This window comes from Actinomadura scrupuli, from assembly GCF_050971785.1.
GTDB lineage: Bacteria > Actinomycetota > Actinomycetes > Streptosporangiales > Streptosporangiaceae > Actinomadura_E > Actinomadura_E scrupuli.
Genome location: NZ_JBPCCU010000010.1, coordinates 73,258 through 88,250, shown reverse-complemented (window position 1 = coordinate 88,250; position 14,993 = coordinate 73,258). Strand labels below are relative to the sequence as shown.

Here is a 14,993-nt window from a genome sequence, read left to right as displayed (position 1 = left end):
CCCTCCCCGGCTGACGGAGATGCATTGCACCCCCCTCCTCGTTTCGGCTACGTTGTAGCCAAAATCATCACTCGATGGAGAGCGCGCATGAGAACGGCGAGGCCGCCGGCGTCGGCGCACGCCCTTGATCAGGTGAAAGGGAGGCAGCATGAACCACCCTGGTGATGCATCTCTGGACGTGGCGGTGGAGAGGCGTGCTTTCCTCGGGCGGCGCGTGGAGGCCGACGAGGTCGTGGGAGCCCTGAGCGTGGAGTCGCAGGCGGCGTTGCGCCAGTTCTCCTTCGAGCGAATGCTGGCCTACGGCGTCGAGTACTCCGATGTCGTCGAACTCCGGGCGCGGGTGCTGGACGGGCAAGGGTGGAGGGACGCCGCCTCCGCCCTGGCGCGGGTCTGCCTGAACCGGGCGGAGACCTCCGACGGTGCGCACGGCGCGCTCACGCGGGCCGCGTATCTGCGGCGGGCGTCGGCGCTGCTGCGGATGAGCCAGGTGATGATGCTCGCCGACACGGCCGAGCGGCGAGAGATCTACACCGGAGCCCTCGACCTCTACACGCGCGCCGCCGAGATCACCGGTGATCGCGAGCGGTTCACGGTCTCGACCGGCGAGGGCCCGCTATCGGGCTGGCTGCTCCCGGCCGGTCCGGACGCGATCGGCTCGGCGATCGTGGTCGGCGGCGTCGAGGGCTGGTCGCTGGACTTCATGACCATGGGCGAGGCCCTCGCGGCCCGCCGCATCGACGCGTACCTGCTGGACGCCCCCGGACAGGGCGAGTCCCGCATGGCCGAACGCGTCTACCTGACCCCGAGCTGGCTGGAGGGCTACCGCGGCGTCGTCGACGAGGTCGAGTCGCGGGCACCGGGCCGTCCCATCGGCATGATCGGCAACAGCATGGGTGGGTCGTTCGCGATGGCGCTGGCCGCTGCCGACACCCGGATCGCGGCCTGCTGCGACAACGGCGGCATCGCCACACCGGGACTCGTGCCGCCGGAGATCGGCACCTTCTTCACCAAGATGATGGCGTTCTGCGACCGCGACACCGCGGAGGAGACCACCGCGATCTGGAGCACCGTCGACCCCACCGCCGACGGCCCCAACGCCGGCTACCCGCTGCTCGTCGTCCACGGCGGCAGAGATCCGCTGGTCTCCGACCCCCTCGCGCAGATGGTCCTCGACCTCGTGCCGACCAAGGACCGCGAGATGGTCGTGTTCTCCGACGGCGACCACTGCATCTACAACCACCGCGAAGACCGGGACCTGCTCGTCGCCGACTGGATGCGCGCCCGCCTCGTCGCCGGCCGGAACTGAAGGACGGAGCAAACGCCATGAAGACCGGGAACACCATGGAGATCGTGGACGCGCAGATCCACCTGTGGCAGGGCGACGGCGCCCCGCCGCACCACCGGCAGCAGCCCTACCTCATCGAGGACGCCCTCGCCGGCATGGATGAGGCGGGCGTCGACCGGGTCGTCAACTGCCCCGCCATCTGGGACGCAGACGCCAACGACTACGCCGTCGAGGCCGCGACCCGCCACCCCGGCCGGTTCGCCACCCTCGGCTGGTTCCCGCTCACCACCGCCCCCGACCCGGCGGCGGTGGAGGCGCTGCTGGCCAGGCCGGGGATGCTCGGCCTGCGGTTCGTGCTCGCCTCACCCGACCTCATCGCGGCGCTGACCACGGGCGGGCTGGACTGGCTGTGGCAGTCCGCCGACGAACGCGAGATGCCGGTCGCCCTGATGGTCTTCCCCGAGCACCTGCCGCTGCTCGGCGGGATCGCGGTCCGCTACCCACGGATGCGGCTGCTCATCGACCACCTCGCGGTCCTGCCGTTCTTCACCCTCCCCGAAGCCGGCGACCACTTCGACGCCCTCCTGGACCTGGGCAAGCACCCAAACATCGCTGTCAAGGCGACCGGGGTGCCGAGCATGGCGACCGACCCCTACCCCTTCGCCAGCACCCACGACCTGCTCCGCCGAACCTTCGAGGCCTTCGGGTCCGAGCGGATGTTCTGGGGCACCGACGTCACCCGGATGAGGTGCACCTGGCGGCAGTGCGTCACCAGCTTCACCGAGGAACTGCCCTGGCTCACCGGCGGCGACCTCGAACTCGTCATGGGCCGCGGCGTCCGCGCCTGGATCAAGTGGCCGTGATCGCCCGTTTCCGCAGGCCTGGCTAGTTTCGGATACGATGTAGTCGAAATTAGGAGTGGATCGGAGGAGAGAAGATGAAGAACACCGGCATCGACGTCCTGGTTGTGGGCGCAGGGCCCGCCGGCCTGACCCTGGCCTGCGACCTCCAGCGGCGCGGGGTGAACTACCGCGTGATCAGCGCCGCGGCCGGCGGGTTCGAGGGGTCGCGGGCCAAGGCGGTGCAGCCGCGGACCCTGGAGGTCCTCGACGATCTCGGAGTGCTCGCCGAGATCGAGCGGCACAGCACCCTCTACCCGAAGCTGGGCCTGCACGTCGGGCCCCTCACCGTCCCCAAGACAATGATCAAAACGCATGACGTCACCGAGGACATCCCGCACCCCAACACGCTGCTGGTGGCCCAGTACGAAACCGACGCGGCGCTCCGCCGCCGCCTGGCCGCACTCGGCGGCGACGTCGAGTTCAATACCCGTCTCACCGCCTTCACCGACGGCCCGGACGGCGTGGTCGCGACGGTGGAGCACCCCGGCGGCCGGGTCGAGGAGATCCGGGCCCGGTACATGGTCGGCGCGGACGGCGGCGCCAGCACGGTGCGGACCGGCAGCGGGATCGACTTCCCCGGCACGACGGATGAGAACGACCGGATGATCGTCGCCGACGTCACCCTGGACGGGCTCAGCCGCGACCGGTGGCACATCTGGCCGCGGCACGCGGGCCGGTTCATGGCCCTGTGCCCGCTGCCGGGCGGCACGTTCCAGCTGATGCTGAAACTCCGCCCCGAGGAGAAGGCCGACCTGGATCAGACCGCCGTGGAGAAGCTGGTCAAGGACTTCATCGGCAAGGCCAAGGTGAAGATCCACCAGATCCACTGGTCGTCGGTCTGGCGGCCCAACATCCGGCTCGCCGAGAAGTACCGGCTCGGCCGTATCCTGCTCATCGGCGACGCCGCCCACGTGCACCCGCCCACCGGCGGCCAGGGCATGAACACCGGTATCCAGGACGCCTACAACCTCGGCTGGAAACTCGCCCACGTCCTCGCCGGAGCCCCCGACAGCCTCCTGGACACCTACCAGGACGAACGGCAGCCCGTCGCCGCCCGCGTTCTGGGCCTGTCGAGCGAGATCTACGCCGCCATGAGCAACCGGCCGCTCGCCGGAACCACGCGCGGCGACGAGGAACGCCAGCTCACCCTCAGCTACGCCGGTGGACCTCTCGCCGCCGCGGCCGACGAGCCCGAGACCGGGCTGCGCGCGGGCGACCGCGCCCCCGACGCCCACTACATCGACGCCGAGGGCCGGCCCGGACGACTCCACGAGGTGTTCCGAGGACCCCACTTCACCTTGATCACCGTCTCCGGAAGCGGCGCCGGGGCGGACGCGGTGGAGCTGTGGCCGTCGAGCGCCGAGTCCCTGGAGACGCTTGCGGTTCCCGACCCCGGCCCCGGCTTCAAAAAGATCTACGGCATCACCGGCCCGACGCTGGTGCTGGTTCGGCCCGACGGCTACATCGCCGCCATCGACCGGGACGGCACCACCACCGGGATCAAACAGTTCCTGGCCCTCGCCGCACCCGCCTAACCCGCACGAAGGCCTCCGGGCCCGTCCGTGCGCCGTCACCGTCGAACCGCCCCCGGTGAGGGCGGCCGTCGTGGACATCCTGCCTGTACCAGCGTCTTCGCCGAGAAGAGTTCGGCACGGTCGCATACTGCCGCGGCGGCTCAAGCAGGGTCGCTGACGGCTTCGTCTCACGAACCGCCCCCCACCCCGTAAGGAGGGTTCCATGAACGCCCCACCCGGTTCAGCCCGGACCTCGGGCACACACCGCAAGGTCCCTGCAAGAGGGCGGGGCCGCGTGCTCATCGCGGCGGCCGCCCTGACCATCGGTGCACTCACCCTGGCAACGAGCCTCATCGCCAAGAACGTCCTCGCCAAAAACCGCTCCACCAGCGCGGCGGCCAGCGACGACCTCCCCGCGCAGCCGATGCCGGTCACCGGATCACCGGTCTCCCTGACCAGCTCCGACGGCTTCACCTACCGCATCGCGATGGCGAGCGCGTCGGCCACCGCATCGCCGTCGGGCCAGATCTCCGCGTCCGTCGACTACGTGCTGACCAACACCGGCACCAAACCCGCGTTCCTCGGGCCGCCCTATCCAGGGGATCTGTTCCTGCCGTCGACCAAGCTCCCCGACGCCGACCGGACGGCCTGCGCCACCCGCGGCGTGGTCGAGAAGCCCTACTGCACTCCGAAGACCTCCAGCGAGGTCATCGCCCGCCTGGGTCCGTCGGGACGGCTCATCGTCGACCGGGGCGACCGGTACCTTCCCGCTGGCGGGTCCTACCTGATCAGGGTGACGGCGACGCTGAACGCGGGCGCCCGGATCTCCGGAGACGACCTGCGGCTCAAGATCTGGCAGCGCCGTTTCGACCAGGACGGCCGCAACATTGACGTCCCCGTCCCGCGAACGTAGTGGGCCCCGGATGCGTCTGCGTCAGCTGGAGTACTTCATCGCGATCTGTGAGCACGGCTCGTTCAGCGCCGCCGCCGACCGGCTCCTGGTCGCCCAGCCGTCGCTGTCGCAGCAGATCCGGGCGCTGGAACGGGAGGTCGGCGCGACGCTCCTGGAACGGGGACGGCACGGCGTCGTGCTCACCGCCGCCGGTCGGGCGTTCCTGCCGCGTGCCGCCGCCGCGCTCGCCGAGGTCGCCGCCGCCCGCCAGGCCGTGGCCGACGTCGTCAACGGCCTGGTCGGGGAGCTGCGCATCCTCACCGTCCGGTCGGTGGCCTCCGGCGTCCTGCCCGCCGGCATCGCCCGCTGGCACCAGGCCTACCCCGCCACCGTGCTCCGGCTGCACGACTACTCCCACCGCCGCGACCTTGAGATCGCGGCCCGCACGGGACACGGCGACCTGGCGATCGGCCCGCGACCGATCCACTGGGACGGAACCGTCGTCTCGCTCGGGTTCGAGAGCATGGTCGTCGCCGGCCGCGGCCCCTACCGCTCTGGCGCCTCCGCCCAGGCGAGCGAGCTCGCAGCAGCGAACTGGATCCACTTCGAACCGGAGCAGGGGATGTCGGAGGTCCTGGATTGGGCCGCCCGCTCCCTCGGCTTCACGCCGCGCACGGTCGCCAGGGTGGCGCAGGTGGCGGCGTCGCTGAACCTGGCCGTCGAGGGCGTTGGGCTGGCGCTGGTCCCCGCCAACGCCGTGCCGCCCGGCTGGAACCCGCACGTGCGCGCCCTGAACCCGCCGCTGTTCCGGGAACTGGTGGCGTTCGCGCGCGGCTCGACCACACAGCTGACCGAACGGTTCATCGAGGAGCTGAAAGCGGCCAACCTGCCGTTGACGAGCAGCATGGGCCTGCCGTCCGGAGCCGTGACCTGCTAGGTCGGCTGGGCCGGTTGGTCTGCTGGGCCGGCCGGTCAGTGCGGCAGGGAGGTCCGGTGGGAGGCGATCAGATCGAGCCCGAAGTCGCCGTCGGGGTCGCGCCACACCGAGTGGGCGTGGTTGGCGCCGCGCTGGGTGTTGTCGTATTCGACTAGCAGCCGCGGCCCGGTGAGCCGGTAGTAGTGGGGCTCGCCCGGCGTGCTGCTGCCGGCCCACCCGAAATGAACCTGGTCGAGTTGATCGTCGTCGAGGTAGTGGCGGCGGTAGGCGGCGGCGATCGGTGCCGGGGACCGGTCGGTGTAGGCCGCGATCAGGTCGCGCAGCAAGCGTCGCTGGTCGGCGGTCAGGTCGCGGGCGCTGGCCCCGGACGGCTCGACCGGGAGGGCCATGGTCTGGTGGTCGGCGGCGGTGTAGCCGGAGCCCTGCTCGGCGATTTCGTCGATGTGGTCGACGAGCGCCGACAGGCGCGGTGGCGGGAGCGGTCCGCGGAACAGATCTTGCATGTGGATCATTTGTTCGCCGCCCTGAATGCGGGGCCGGTTGCCCGAGACGATGTCGGAGACCGCGCGGGGATGCAGCAGCGCCGTGGCGCGTTGCGGTGCGGGGAGGGAGGTCATGAGGGTGCGGGCGAGGTCTTCGGTGCCGCCTAAGGGACGGAGCGTTCCGGAGAGCAGCGGTGAGGTGGCGGGGTCGGCGCCGAGGAATGACGGTGTCGCGGCCGCGATCCGGTCTCGGTGGATGAGGAGGTTCACCGACAGGTGGTGGCCGCCGACCCGCCACCCCCACAACGGGTCACCCGGCGTACCGAAGATCCGGACCCAGTACAGGCCGGGATCACGGCCGCGTTCCCGCCCCCAGTCGACCCGCCAGCCCTCCAGCTGGTCCAGGACGTTCTCCAGGCCGATGACGGTGCAGGCGGTGGCGTAGGCGGCGGGGGTCAGTCCGCTGGCCAGCAGTCGCATGACCAGACCCTGGCAGCGCGGCGGCAGTACGCCGATCGGAAGGCCGCCGTGGTCGGTGGGGGTGTAGAACCAGCGGACCCTTTCGGCCTGGACGGCGGGGTCACCGAACGGGACCATCACCGCGCGGGCGACCGCCGCCGCCGGCAGGGAGTCCACCAGCTGGCCGGCGATGTCCGCCATCGCGGCGACGGCGGCGTGTTCCGCCGCGAGGACGTCTCCCGGTTCGACGCTGCCGGGATCCTCGCTTCCCGTTCCGACGCCGGTCACTGTGGGCCCGTCGGGCCGGGTCCGGCGATGTCGAGCATCACCTTGATGGCCTCGCCGCGCCGTTCGGCGTAGGTGTCGAACGCCTCGGTCACCTTCTCCAGCGGGAAGTGGTGGGTGATCAGCGGGCTGGTGGTCAGGCGGCCCTGCCCGGCCAGGGAGACGGCGCGGGCGACGGAGCCGGCTCCTTCGCCGCGCACGGTGTGCAGGGTGATGCCGTTCATGACGGCGTGGTTGAGGTCGGCGGTCACCGGCTGGGCGAAGAACCCGGCGAGCACGATCGCGCCGCCACGCTGGACGATCCGCAGCGCCTCGTCCACGGCAGTCGGCGCTCCCGAGCATTCCAGGACGGCGTCGACGCCGAGCCCACCGGTCGCCTCCCGTACCCGTGTTGTCAGGTCGTCGTGGTGGACGTTCACCACGAGGTCGGCGCCGAACGCCTTGCCGAGCGCGAGCCGGGACTCCCGTGTTCCGGACAGGGCGATGAACTCCGCTCCGACCTGCCGGGCGACCTGGACGGCCAGCAGCCCGATCGGGCCCGGCCCCACGATGGCGATCTTCGCGCCGACCAGCAGGCTGCCCAGGACGTCCAGGGCGTGCATGACGGTGCCGACCGTCGTCAGCACGACGGCATCGTCGAAGCCGACCGCATCGGGCAGCCGGTGAAGGGTCGAGACGTGGTTCAGGGCGTAGTCGGCGAACCCACCGTTGACCGTCATCCCCTGGACCCGGTGGCCCTTGCCGCGGTTCCCGAAGTTGAGGCAGTCGGTGTAGCCGCCGCGCAGGCAGTTCGCGCAGCGCATGCAGCCGCGGTGCGCTTCGGTGACCACCCGGTCCCCGACCGCGAACTCCGTCACCGACGCCCCGACCGCTGCCACGACGCCGGCGTACTCGTGGCCCGGCACGAAATCCTCCTGCGGCGGCCCGCAGGTGAAGAACGCGTGGCTGCGGATCTTCAGATCGGTGCCGCATAGCGACGCCCGATGCACCCGCACCAGCACCTCCTCAGGGGCCGGCGCCGGGACCGGTAGCTCGACGACGCGCAGCCGTCCGGGCTCAGCCAGCGCAGCGGCCCTCATCATGTCCGGAATCACCGTCATCACCAGTTCCCGCTCTTATCCAACGTGACCTCTTGAGGGTGGCGAGGATGCCGTCGAGCTGTCCAAGACGCTTCGCCACCTCCCTCCATAGGCGCCGCCTATCCGACCTCTCGGATAGGCAGCGCCTATGGGGAGGGCGGGCAATTGGTCTTGGCGCTCGGGCGGCTTCGGCAGGTTCAGTGAGAGGCCGACGACATATCGGCCGTCGCTGGGACGGCCCCGAGGAGGTCAGCGATGGATCTACAGATCGGCGGGCGGGTCGCGCTCGTGCACGGCGCGGGCGGCGGGCTGGGCGGTGCGATCGCGGAGCGGCTGGCCGCCGAAGGCGCCCTGATCGCGGTCGCGGACCTGCGGGAAGAAGCAGCCCAGGCCACCGCCGACCGGATCCGCAAAGCCGGTGGAACCGCCCTGGCGCTGGGCTGGGACCTTGCCGACCTCGACCGGGTCGAGCCGGCCGTCACCCAGATCGAGAACGAGCTGGGGCCGGTCGACATCCTGGTGAACAACACCGGCGGGCCGCCCCGCGCCCTCGCTCTCGGCACCCCTTCTGAGGTGTGGGTCGGCCACTTCCAGTCCATGCTGCTGTCGGTCATCGCCACCACCGACCGGATCGTTCCGGGGATGCGCGACCGCGGCTGGGGCCGGGTGGTCACCAGCGCGAGCTCCGGCGTCGTGACGCCGATCCCCGCGCTGGCCCTGTCCAACACGCTGCGCGCCGGGCTGCTCGCCTGGTCCAAGACCCTCGCGAACGAAGTCGGCGACGCCGGGATCACCTGCAACGTCGTCGTGCCCGGCCGGATCGCCACCGCCCGCGTCCACGCCCTGGACGTCGGCAAGGCCGAAAGCGAAGGCCGCAGCAGGCAAGAGGTCGCTGAGGCCAGCGCCGCTGCCATCCCGCTGCGCCGCTACGGCGAGCCCACCGAATACGCCGCCGTGGTCGCCTTCCTCGCCGGAGCGCCCGCTTCCTACGTGACGGGGTCGGTGATCCGCGTCGACGGAGGACTGATCCCCAGCATCTGACCTGCAGACGGACGCAGAAGGACGGCCATGAAGCCCATCGCCCGAACCACCCGCGGTGTGTACGCGATCGCGCCCACGCCGTTCCACCCCGACGGCGCGCTCGACCTGGACTCCCTGCGGCGCCTCGTCGACTTCTACGAGCAGGTCGGCGTCGACGGCCTCACCCTGCTCGGGCAGATGGGTGAGGCCCCCAAACTCACCCACGCCGAATCCATCACGATCGTTGAGACGGTCCTCGCACGGACCCGCCTGCCGATCGTGGTCGGGGTGTCGGCGCCGGGACTGGGGTCGATGCAGGCGCTGACCGGTGACGTCATGGCGCTGGGCGCGTCCGGGGTCATGGTCAGCCCGCCCCACACCCTGCGCACCGACGACCAGATCATCGGCTACTACAGCCAGGTCGGCGAAGGGCTCGGCCCCGACGTGCCGATCGTCGTCCAGGACTACCCCCTCACCTTCTCCGTCGTCATGTCGGTGCCGGTCCTGCGCCGCATCGCGGCGACGGTCCCGACGGTCGTCATGCTCAAGCACGAGGACTGGCCCGGCCTGGAGAAGATCAGCGCGCTGCGTGCCGCGCACGAGGCCGGTGACATGCCACGCCTGTCGATCATGTGCGGGAACGGCGGCCTGTTCCTGGACTTCGAGATGCAGCGTGGCGCCGACGGCGCCATGACCGGCTACTGCTACCCCGAGCTCCTCGTCGACGTCGTCGCTCTCACCGCCGAGGGTCGCACCGATGAGGCCCACGACCTGTTCGACGCCCATCTGCCGCTCATCCGCTACGAGCAGCAGCAGGCCGGCGTCGGCCTCGCCGTACGCAAGTACGTGATGCACCGCCGCGGCCTCCTGACCGGCCCCGCCCAGCGCACGCCCGGACGATCGCTGACCGGCACCGAACGCGCCGAGGTCGATCTCCTCCTCGACCGGCTCGCCAAGCGCGACCCCCGCGCCGCCCTCTGATCGCGCCCGGTCCGGAGCCGTCCGTCGGCCCGGATTCCTCTATAACCGCCAGCGAGGGAGTAGACCATGGGCGCAGCACGCGGAGACGGCGCCGCCGAGGTATTGGTGGTGGGCGCCGGCCCGTCAGGGCTGACGCTCACCCTCGACCTGGCCCGCCGCGGCGTCCCGGTACGGCTGCTGGAACGCGACGACGGGACCTTCCCCGGATCGCGTGCCAAAGGGGTCCAGCCCCGGACCCTGGAGGTCTTCGACGACCTGGGCGTCCTGGCCGCCGCTCAGGCGGCGGGCGGCGCCTATCCACCGATCGGCCTGCACCTCGGGCCGTGGACCGCGACCTGGCGGCCGGTCACAACGGCGGAACCCGGACCGGCAGTCCCGTACCCGAACGCCCTGATGCTTCCGCAGTACGCCACGACCGCGATCCTGCGGCGGGCGGTCGAGGACGCCGGAGTGAGGATCGACTTCGGTACCGAAGTCACCGGGATCGTCCAGGACGCAGAATCGGCGTCGGCGATCCTGGCCGACGGCGCGCGGCTACGAGCCCGGTATCTCGTCGGCACCGACGGAGGCGGCAGCATCGTCCGCAATTCCGCCGGCCTGGCCTTCGAGGGCTCCACGAACGACACCGATCGGCTGATCATCGTGGACGGACAGATCGACCACCTGTCCCGCGACCGGTGGCACGTCTTCCCCCGGCTCAACGGCCGGGTCGCCACCGCCTGCCCGTTGCCGGACGGCGACGACTTCCAGATCATGATCAAGGTCAGGCGGCGTGATCCGATCGACCTGGCCGAACCCGCGTTGCAGAACCTGTTCGCGAAGATCGTCGGCAAGCGGGTCCGGCTGCGGTCGGTGCGATGGGCGTCGGTATTCCGACCTAACGTCCGGCTTGTTGAGGGATACCGGCGCGGCAGAGTCCTGCTCGCCGGGGACGCCGCGCACGTGCACACCCCCGCCGGAGCACAAGGCCTGAACACCGGCATCCAGGACGGCTACAACCTGGGATGGAAACTCGCCCAGGTCCTCGCCGGAGCGCCGGGTGCGCTTCTGGACACCTACGAGGGCGAGCGCCGCCCGATCGCCGCCCGCGTCCTGGGACGATCCTCTGAGCTGTACAACGGCGCCAAGCGCGTCCGGCCGACAGCGTTCAAGCGCGGCGACGAGGAGCGACAGCTCGCCCTGACCTACGCCGACGGGCCATTGTCCGCAGGCTCCGCGACGACCCTGACCCTCCGAGCAGGTGATCGAGCTCCTGACGGAACGGCCCTGGACGGCCGCATCTTCGACCTGACACGCGGCCCGCACTTCACGCTGCTGGCCTTCGGGCGAGAAGCGGCCACCGCGTCTCAGCAGGTCGCATGGCCATCACGCGGTGCAGCCCTGCACCGGCATCAGGCCCACCCCGGCAACCCGCGATCGGCCGAGCGGCTTGGCCTGGATGCCTACGGCATCACCTCCGACACGCTGATCCTGATCCGGCCCGACGGCTACGTCGGCCACATCGCAACCCGCCCGCCCTCGGGCCACCTCGATCTGACGTCCCTCACCCAGGCGATCGCGCTCATGACCCCGCCGTAGTAGACGAGCATCCCCACCACCCCGACCACCTCTGCGCTGCCGCGCGGACGTCTGTGGACCATCCGCCAACCCCATCGCCCGCCTGCACCGGACGATCGCAGTGGCGTTGCGCAACCTCCGCAACCACCTCATCCCGCTTCCTCGTCCCAGACGTCGACCCCACCATCCGAGCGCCCCCGCCACTGCGGGCGCAAGCGACGCGGACCAGGAGGCAGGCCAGCACTAGGCCCCCAGAGACCAGGCCACTCACCCGCGCCGAACACGCGGCCCTTTCTCCCCGCATCGGCGCCGGTCGGGCCGGGAAACTCGCGACGCACCGCCCCGCCGAGTCACTGCCGCCGCACGAGACAGGCGGCGTGACGGATCTTCCTCAGCACCAGGTCCTCAGCAACAAGGCAGCGGATAAGGAGACCCGTGTGCGCTTTGAACTGGATCCCGGCGTCGTGGAAGGTCTGGTCGGCGTTCTCCGCGAGCACATCCCCGAGGTCTCGCTGGAAGCGGTGCAGGAGATAGAGCGGCAGGTGCCCGAATACCGCAGGTCCAACGACTCCCGCTACCGGGAAGTCCTCTACTCGCTGGTCGAGGGAGCCAACTACCGCTTTCTCGATCTTACGGAACGAATGCACGCTCTTGCCGAATGAGTGCGGTGTGGCCGCCCCTATTGGGCGGTCGCATCGGGAAGGGGGTGAGTTCACGGCTGGGTGACGAATTCCGCCAGGATCGAGCGGACGGGTGTGGCTTTGCGCTGGAGGAGGTTTTCGAGCTCTCGTCCGGTGGTGGAGAACTCCTCTCGGCGTGCTGCATGGAACATGCCGAGCAGCATGGTTGCCTGATCTGCGGGTACGCCGTGTCCGATCATTGTGGCCGTCCACTCGGCGTCGTCGGCGACGACGCGGCGGATGGTGCGTCCGGTGAGGTCGGTGACGATGGCGGCGATGTCTGCGAGGTCGAGCGCCTCCGGTGCGGTCAGCGGCGGGGTCGGCCCATCGAACCGGCCCTCGTCGGCGAGGGTGATCGCTGCCGCTTCGGCGAGGTCGGCGTGCGCCGTCCAGGACACGGGCCCATCGGCCGGTGCGACGAGTTCGCCGGTCTCGAGCGCCCGGCCGAGCAGGTGCCGGACGGTGCTGGCGTAGAACCCGTTCCGCAGCGCCGTGAACGGTGTGCCCGTCTTGGACAGGTAGCGCTCGGTGGCGGCGTGGTCGGGCATCGGCGCGAAGACCGAATCCTCGGCGGCGCCCTGGTGGCTGGTGTAGAGGATGCGTTTGGCCCCGGCATCGCGAGCGGCGTCGATCGCCGCGACGTGCTGGGCAACCGCTGCTTCGCCCGTCTGGTCCGTCGAGACGATGAGCACCTGCCTTGCGCCCTCGAACGCATCGGCGAGGGAGCCCGGGTCGGTGAAGTCGCCGCGCCGCACGCGCACCCCGCGTGCGGCCAGGTCGCCGGCGCGGTCGGTGTCGCGGACGCTCACGCCGACCCGGTCCGCCGGGATTCGATCGAGCAGCCGATCAACGATCTGGGAGCCGAGCTGGCCGGTACCGCCGGTAATGATGATCACGTTCAGTCCTCTCGCGCTAACATTGGAACGATAGGCATGCTAACAGCGTTAGCAACCAAGATAGCAAGTGTGCGTTATCATTGGAAACGTGGCAGAGGCCCGGCCGGATAGCGCCAGTAGGCTCAAGACGCGCGCGAGCATCGTGGAGTGCGCGGCGCAACTCCTGCGTGAGCAGGGCGCGAGCGCGGTCACCACCCGTGCGGTCGCGCAGGCGGCCGGCATGCAGGCGCCGACCATCTATCGGTTCTTCGAGGACAAGGACGCACTGCTCGACGCCGTTGCCGAACACGTCTTCGCCACCTACGTCGCCGGGAAGACCCTCGCCGAGGACAGTGGCGACCCGGTTGCAGATCTTCGGGCGGGGTGGGACGTGCATATCGGCTTCGGTCTTGCCAACGCAGCGCTCTTCGGTCTCCTCACCGACCCCAGCCGCGGGGCTCGTTCACCGGCGGCGGCCGCCGGCCTGGAGGTTCTGCGCGCCCGGGTGCACCGCGTCGCCGCGATCGGCCGGCTTCGCGTCCCCGAACGGCGCGCCGTCGAACTCATCCACGCCGCCGGTACCGGTGCCGTGCTCACCTTGCTCTCCACCCCGCCGCAGCACCGCGATCCCAACCTTGCGGATGCGATGTACGAGGCGGTGATGCGATCGATCCTCACCGACGTGCCGACGCTTCCCGCGGACAGCGTGGCTGAGGCGGCTGTCGCGTTCCGGGCCGTCGCGCCGAAGTTGACGATCCTCACCGACGCCGAGCGCGCCCTGCTGACCGAATGGCTCGATCGAACCGACGACAGCCCAACCACCCCCGGTGTCCCCGGCCTCGGCTGAGACCGCGATCAGCTGCATCCAAGGTCGACCACATCCGCGAGCGGCTCCGTACTGGGGAGAACTCGAACCACGGGCTGTACTCACTTACCTGTCGGATTGCCGCCTCGTTTCGGACTGGGCGAGCGCCTGTTGAGCCTCTGCGTGGTGAGTGCGGCTGGCGACCGTGTCGGGGTGGTCGGGGCCGAGGATACGGATGCGGGTCTGCAGAACGGTGCGGCTCTCCTGCTCGGCCTCTTCGTATCTGCCCCGACCTCTCAGTGCGTTGGCGAGGTGGTCGCGGCTGCGGTCGGTGGTGCTCGAGCACGCCGAGTACGCCGTGCTGAGTCCGGAACGCGAGGACTACCTGCGGACGCAGATCGCGCACCGATTAGGTTTCCGCGCCGTGCCCGTCTGTACGTGTGAGATCGACTCACGGAAGGCTGGCACGATGCGGAAACTGATCTTCGGCATGAACCTGAGCCTGGACGGCTACATCGCCGCGCCCGGCGACGACCTCGGCTGGAGCGTACCGAGCGACGAACTGTTCCAGTGGTGGTCCGACCGGGTGGGGGCGACCGGCCTGGCGCTGTACGGGCGCAAACTGTGGGAGACGATGAGCTCCCACTGGCCGACCGCCGATCAGCAGCCTGGCGCCACGCCGGCGGAGATCGAGTTCGCCCGCCGCTGGCGGGACATGCCGAAGGTGGTGTTCTCCTCGACGACCAGCACGGTCGACTGGAACACCCGTCTGGTCACCGGCGACGCGGTCGCCGAGATCACCCGGCTCAAGGCCGGGGACGGCGGCCCCATGGACATCATCGGCGCCACACTTGCCGCGGCGGCTATGCGGGCCGGGCTGATCGACGAGTACGTGCTGGTCACCCACCCGGTCCTGGTAGGCGGCGGCACGCCGTTCTTTACGGCCCTGGACAGCTGGGTGAACCTGAACCTGGTGGAGACGCGGACGTTTCCCGGCGGCATAGTGCTGTCCCGATACGAGACGAGGCGATGAGCACGGGCCAGATGCTCGGCTCGTGAGGCCAGGTCGAAGTCCTTCCTGGCGTGCTCACCGTGACCCTCGGCTATGAGGGAACCTTTCCCGGGCCCTTCCTCGCGTTCCGAGTGAGCTGTCGACCGACTTGCTGGAGATGAGGGCGACGACGTCGTTGATCGTGACGATGTTCTTCGGGCATGAAGATGCCCCGCCGGCAACGCCGGC

General features: G+C 70.2%; 15 protein-coding genes. 11 read left to right on the top strand and 4 right to left on the bottom strand.

Features of this window, described 5'->3' with window-relative positions; genetic code table 11:
* The first annotated feature begins 148 nt into the window (after positions 1–148).
* The 5 genes from ACRYCC_RS34730 (at position 149) to ACRYCC_RS34710 (ending at position 5,530) form a co-directional block, all read left to right on the top strand.
* Positions 149–1,306 carry an alpha/beta hydrolase gene (locus tag ACRYCC_RS34730; protein WP_433818128.1) on the top strand — a complete coding sequence of 386 codons (1,158 nt, stop codon included), beginning with the start codon at positions 149–151 and terminating at the stop codon, positions 1,304–1,306.
* 17 nt (positions 1,307–1,323) lie between these two features.
* The gene (locus ACRYCC_RS34725; RefSeq protein WP_433818127.1) at positions 1,324–2,148 is read left to right on the top strand and encodes an amidohydrolase family protein; all 825 of its coding nucleotides are present in this window, start codon (positions 1,324–1,326) and stop codon (positions 2,146–2,148) included.
* Between the two features lie 74 nt (positions 2,149–2,222).
* Positions 2,223–3,722: an FAD-dependent monooxygenase gene (locus tag ACRYCC_RS34720; RefSeq protein WP_433818126.1), complete on the top strand. Its 1,500-nt coding sequence runs from the start codon at positions 2,223–2,225 to the stop codon at positions 3,720–3,722.
* A gap of 274 nt (positions 3,723–3,996) precedes the next feature.
* Positions 3,997–4,614: a hypothetical protein gene (locus tag ACRYCC_RS34715; protein WP_433818125.1), complete on the top strand. Its 618-nt coding sequence runs from the start codon at positions 3,997–3,999 to the stop codon at positions 4,612–4,614.
* Positions 4,615–4,624: 10 nt separating this feature from the next.
* Positions 4,625–5,530, top strand: a complete 906-nt coding sequence (locus ACRYCC_RS34710) for a LysR family transcriptional regulator (protein ID WP_433818124.1) — start codon at positions 4,625–4,627, stop codon at positions 5,528–5,530.
* A 35-nt stretch (positions 5,531–5,565) separates the two neighbouring features.
* Here the strand turns inward: ACRYCC_RS34710 and ACRYCC_RS34705 are convergent, their stop codons facing one another.
* Positions 5,566–6,759 (bottom strand): DUF3500 domain-containing protein, encoded by a 1,194-nt coding sequence (locus ACRYCC_RS34705; RefSeq protein WP_433818123.1) that lies wholly within the window; start codon positions 6,757–6,759, stop codon positions 5,566–5,568.
* Positions 6,756–7,838 carry a zinc-dependent alcohol dehydrogenase gene (locus ACRYCC_RS34700; RefSeq protein WP_433818122.1) on the bottom strand — a complete coding sequence of 361 codons (1,083 nt, stop codon included), beginning with the start codon at positions 7,836–7,838 and terminating at the stop codon, positions 6,756–6,758. The genes ACRYCC_RS34705 and ACRYCC_RS34700 overlap by 4 nt, the downstream gene beginning before the upstream one ends.
* A 252-nt stretch (positions 7,839–8,090) precedes the next feature.
* Here ACRYCC_RS34700 and ACRYCC_RS34695 point away from each other — a divergent pair, with 252 nt between their 5' ends.
* The 4 genes from ACRYCC_RS34695 (at position 8,091) to ACRYCC_RS34680 (ending at position 12,055) form a co-directional block, all read left to right on the top strand.
* Entirely contained in the window at positions 8,091–8,876 is a 786-nt protein-coding gene (locus ACRYCC_RS34695; RefSeq protein WP_433818121.1) for an SDR family oxidoreductase, read from the top strand.
* Positions 8,877–8,903: 27 nt separating this feature from the next.
* Positions 8,904–9,836: a dihydrodipicolinate synthase family protein gene (locus ACRYCC_RS34690; protein ID WP_433818120.1), complete on the top strand. Its 933-nt coding sequence runs from the start codon at positions 8,904–8,906 to the stop codon at positions 9,834–9,836.
* Positions 9,837–9,902: 66 nt separating this feature from the next.
* Complete coding sequence (locus ACRYCC_RS34685; protein WP_433818119.1) at positions 9,903–11,414, top strand: FAD-dependent monooxygenase; 1,512 nt, start codon at positions 9,903–9,905, stop codon at positions 11,412–11,414.
* A gap of 416 nt (positions 11,415–11,830) precedes the next feature.
* Positions 11,831–12,055, top strand: coding sequence for a PucR-like N-terminal domain-containing protein (locus ACRYCC_RS34680; RefSeq protein ID WP_433818117.1), 225 nt, complete (start codon positions 11,831–11,833; stop codon positions 12,053–12,055).
* 50 nt (positions 12,056–12,105) lie between these two features.
* On the opposite strand, the gene ACRYCC_RS34675 is transcribed toward ACRYCC_RS34680, so the two are convergent.
* Positions 12,106–12,969, bottom strand: coding sequence for an NmrA family NAD(P)-binding protein (locus ACRYCC_RS34675; RefSeq protein ID WP_433818116.1), 864 nt, complete (start codon positions 12,967–12,969; stop codon positions 12,106–12,108).
* Positions 12,970–13,057: 88 nt separating this feature from the next.
* Here ACRYCC_RS34675 and ACRYCC_RS34670 point away from each other — a divergent pair, with 88 nt between their 5' ends.
* Complete coding sequence (locus ACRYCC_RS34670) at positions 13,058–13,795, top strand: TetR/AcrR family transcriptional regulator (RefSeq protein ID WP_433818114.1); 738 nt, start codon at positions 13,058–13,060, stop codon at positions 13,793–13,795.
* 84 nt (positions 13,796–13,879) lie between these two features.
* Here ACRYCC_RS34670 and ACRYCC_RS34665 read toward each other — a convergent pair whose 3' ends face one another.
* Positions 13,880–14,053 (bottom strand): tetratricopeptide repeat protein, encoded by a 174-nt coding sequence (locus ACRYCC_RS34665; RefSeq protein ID WP_433818447.1) that lies wholly within the window; start codon positions 14,051–14,053, stop codon positions 13,880–13,882.
* Positions 14,054–14,222: 169 nt separating this feature from the next.
* Between ACRYCC_RS34665 and ACRYCC_RS34660 the strand changes: the two genes are divergently transcribed.
* The gene (locus ACRYCC_RS34660; RefSeq protein WP_433818445.1) at positions 14,223–14,786 is read left to right on the top strand and encodes a dihydrofolate reductase family protein; all 564 of its coding nucleotides are present in this window, start codon (positions 14,223–14,225) and stop codon (positions 14,784–14,786) included.
* Positions 14,787–14,993 lie beyond the last annotated feature (207 nt).

Excerpts from the sequence above, each read along its gene's own strand:
- ACRYCC_RS34695 (WP_433818121.1), top strand. The coding sequence starts at position 8,091 with ATGGATCTACAGATCGGCGGGCGGGTCGCGCTCGTGCACGGCGCGGGC.
- ACRYCC_RS34720 (WP_433818126.1), top strand. The coding sequence starts at position 2,223 with ATGAAGAACACCGGCATCGACGTCCTGGTTGTGGGCGCAGGGCCCGCC.
- ACRYCC_RS34690 (WP_433818120.1), top strand. The coding sequence starts at position 8,904 with ATGAAGCCCATCGCCCGAACCACCCGCGGTGTGTACGCGATCGCGCCC.
- ACRYCC_RS34660 (WP_433818445.1), top strand. The coding sequence starts at position 14,223 with ATGCGGAAACTGATCTTCGGCATGAACCTGAGCCTGGACGGCTACATC.
- ACRYCC_RS34685 (WP_433818119.1), top strand. The coding sequence starts at position 9,903 with ATGGGCGCAGCACGCGGAGACGGCGCCGCCGAGGTATTGGTGGTGGGC.
- ACRYCC_RS34700 (WP_433818122.1), bottom strand. The coding sequence starts at position 7,838 with ATGATGAGGGCCGCTGCGCTGGCTGAGCCCGGACGGCTGCGCGTCGTC.
- ACRYCC_RS34725 (WP_433818127.1), top strand. The coding sequence starts at position 1,324 with ATGAAGACCGGGAACACCATGGAGATCGTGGACGCGCAGATCCACCTG.
- ACRYCC_RS34730 (WP_433818128.1), top strand. The coding sequence starts at position 149 with ATGAACCACCCTGGTGATGCATCTCTGGACGTGGCGGTGGAGAGGCGT.
- ACRYCC_RS34710 (WP_433818124.1), top strand. The coding sequence starts at position 4,625 with ATGCGTCTGCGTCAGCTGGAGTACTTCATCGCGATCTGTGAGCACGGC.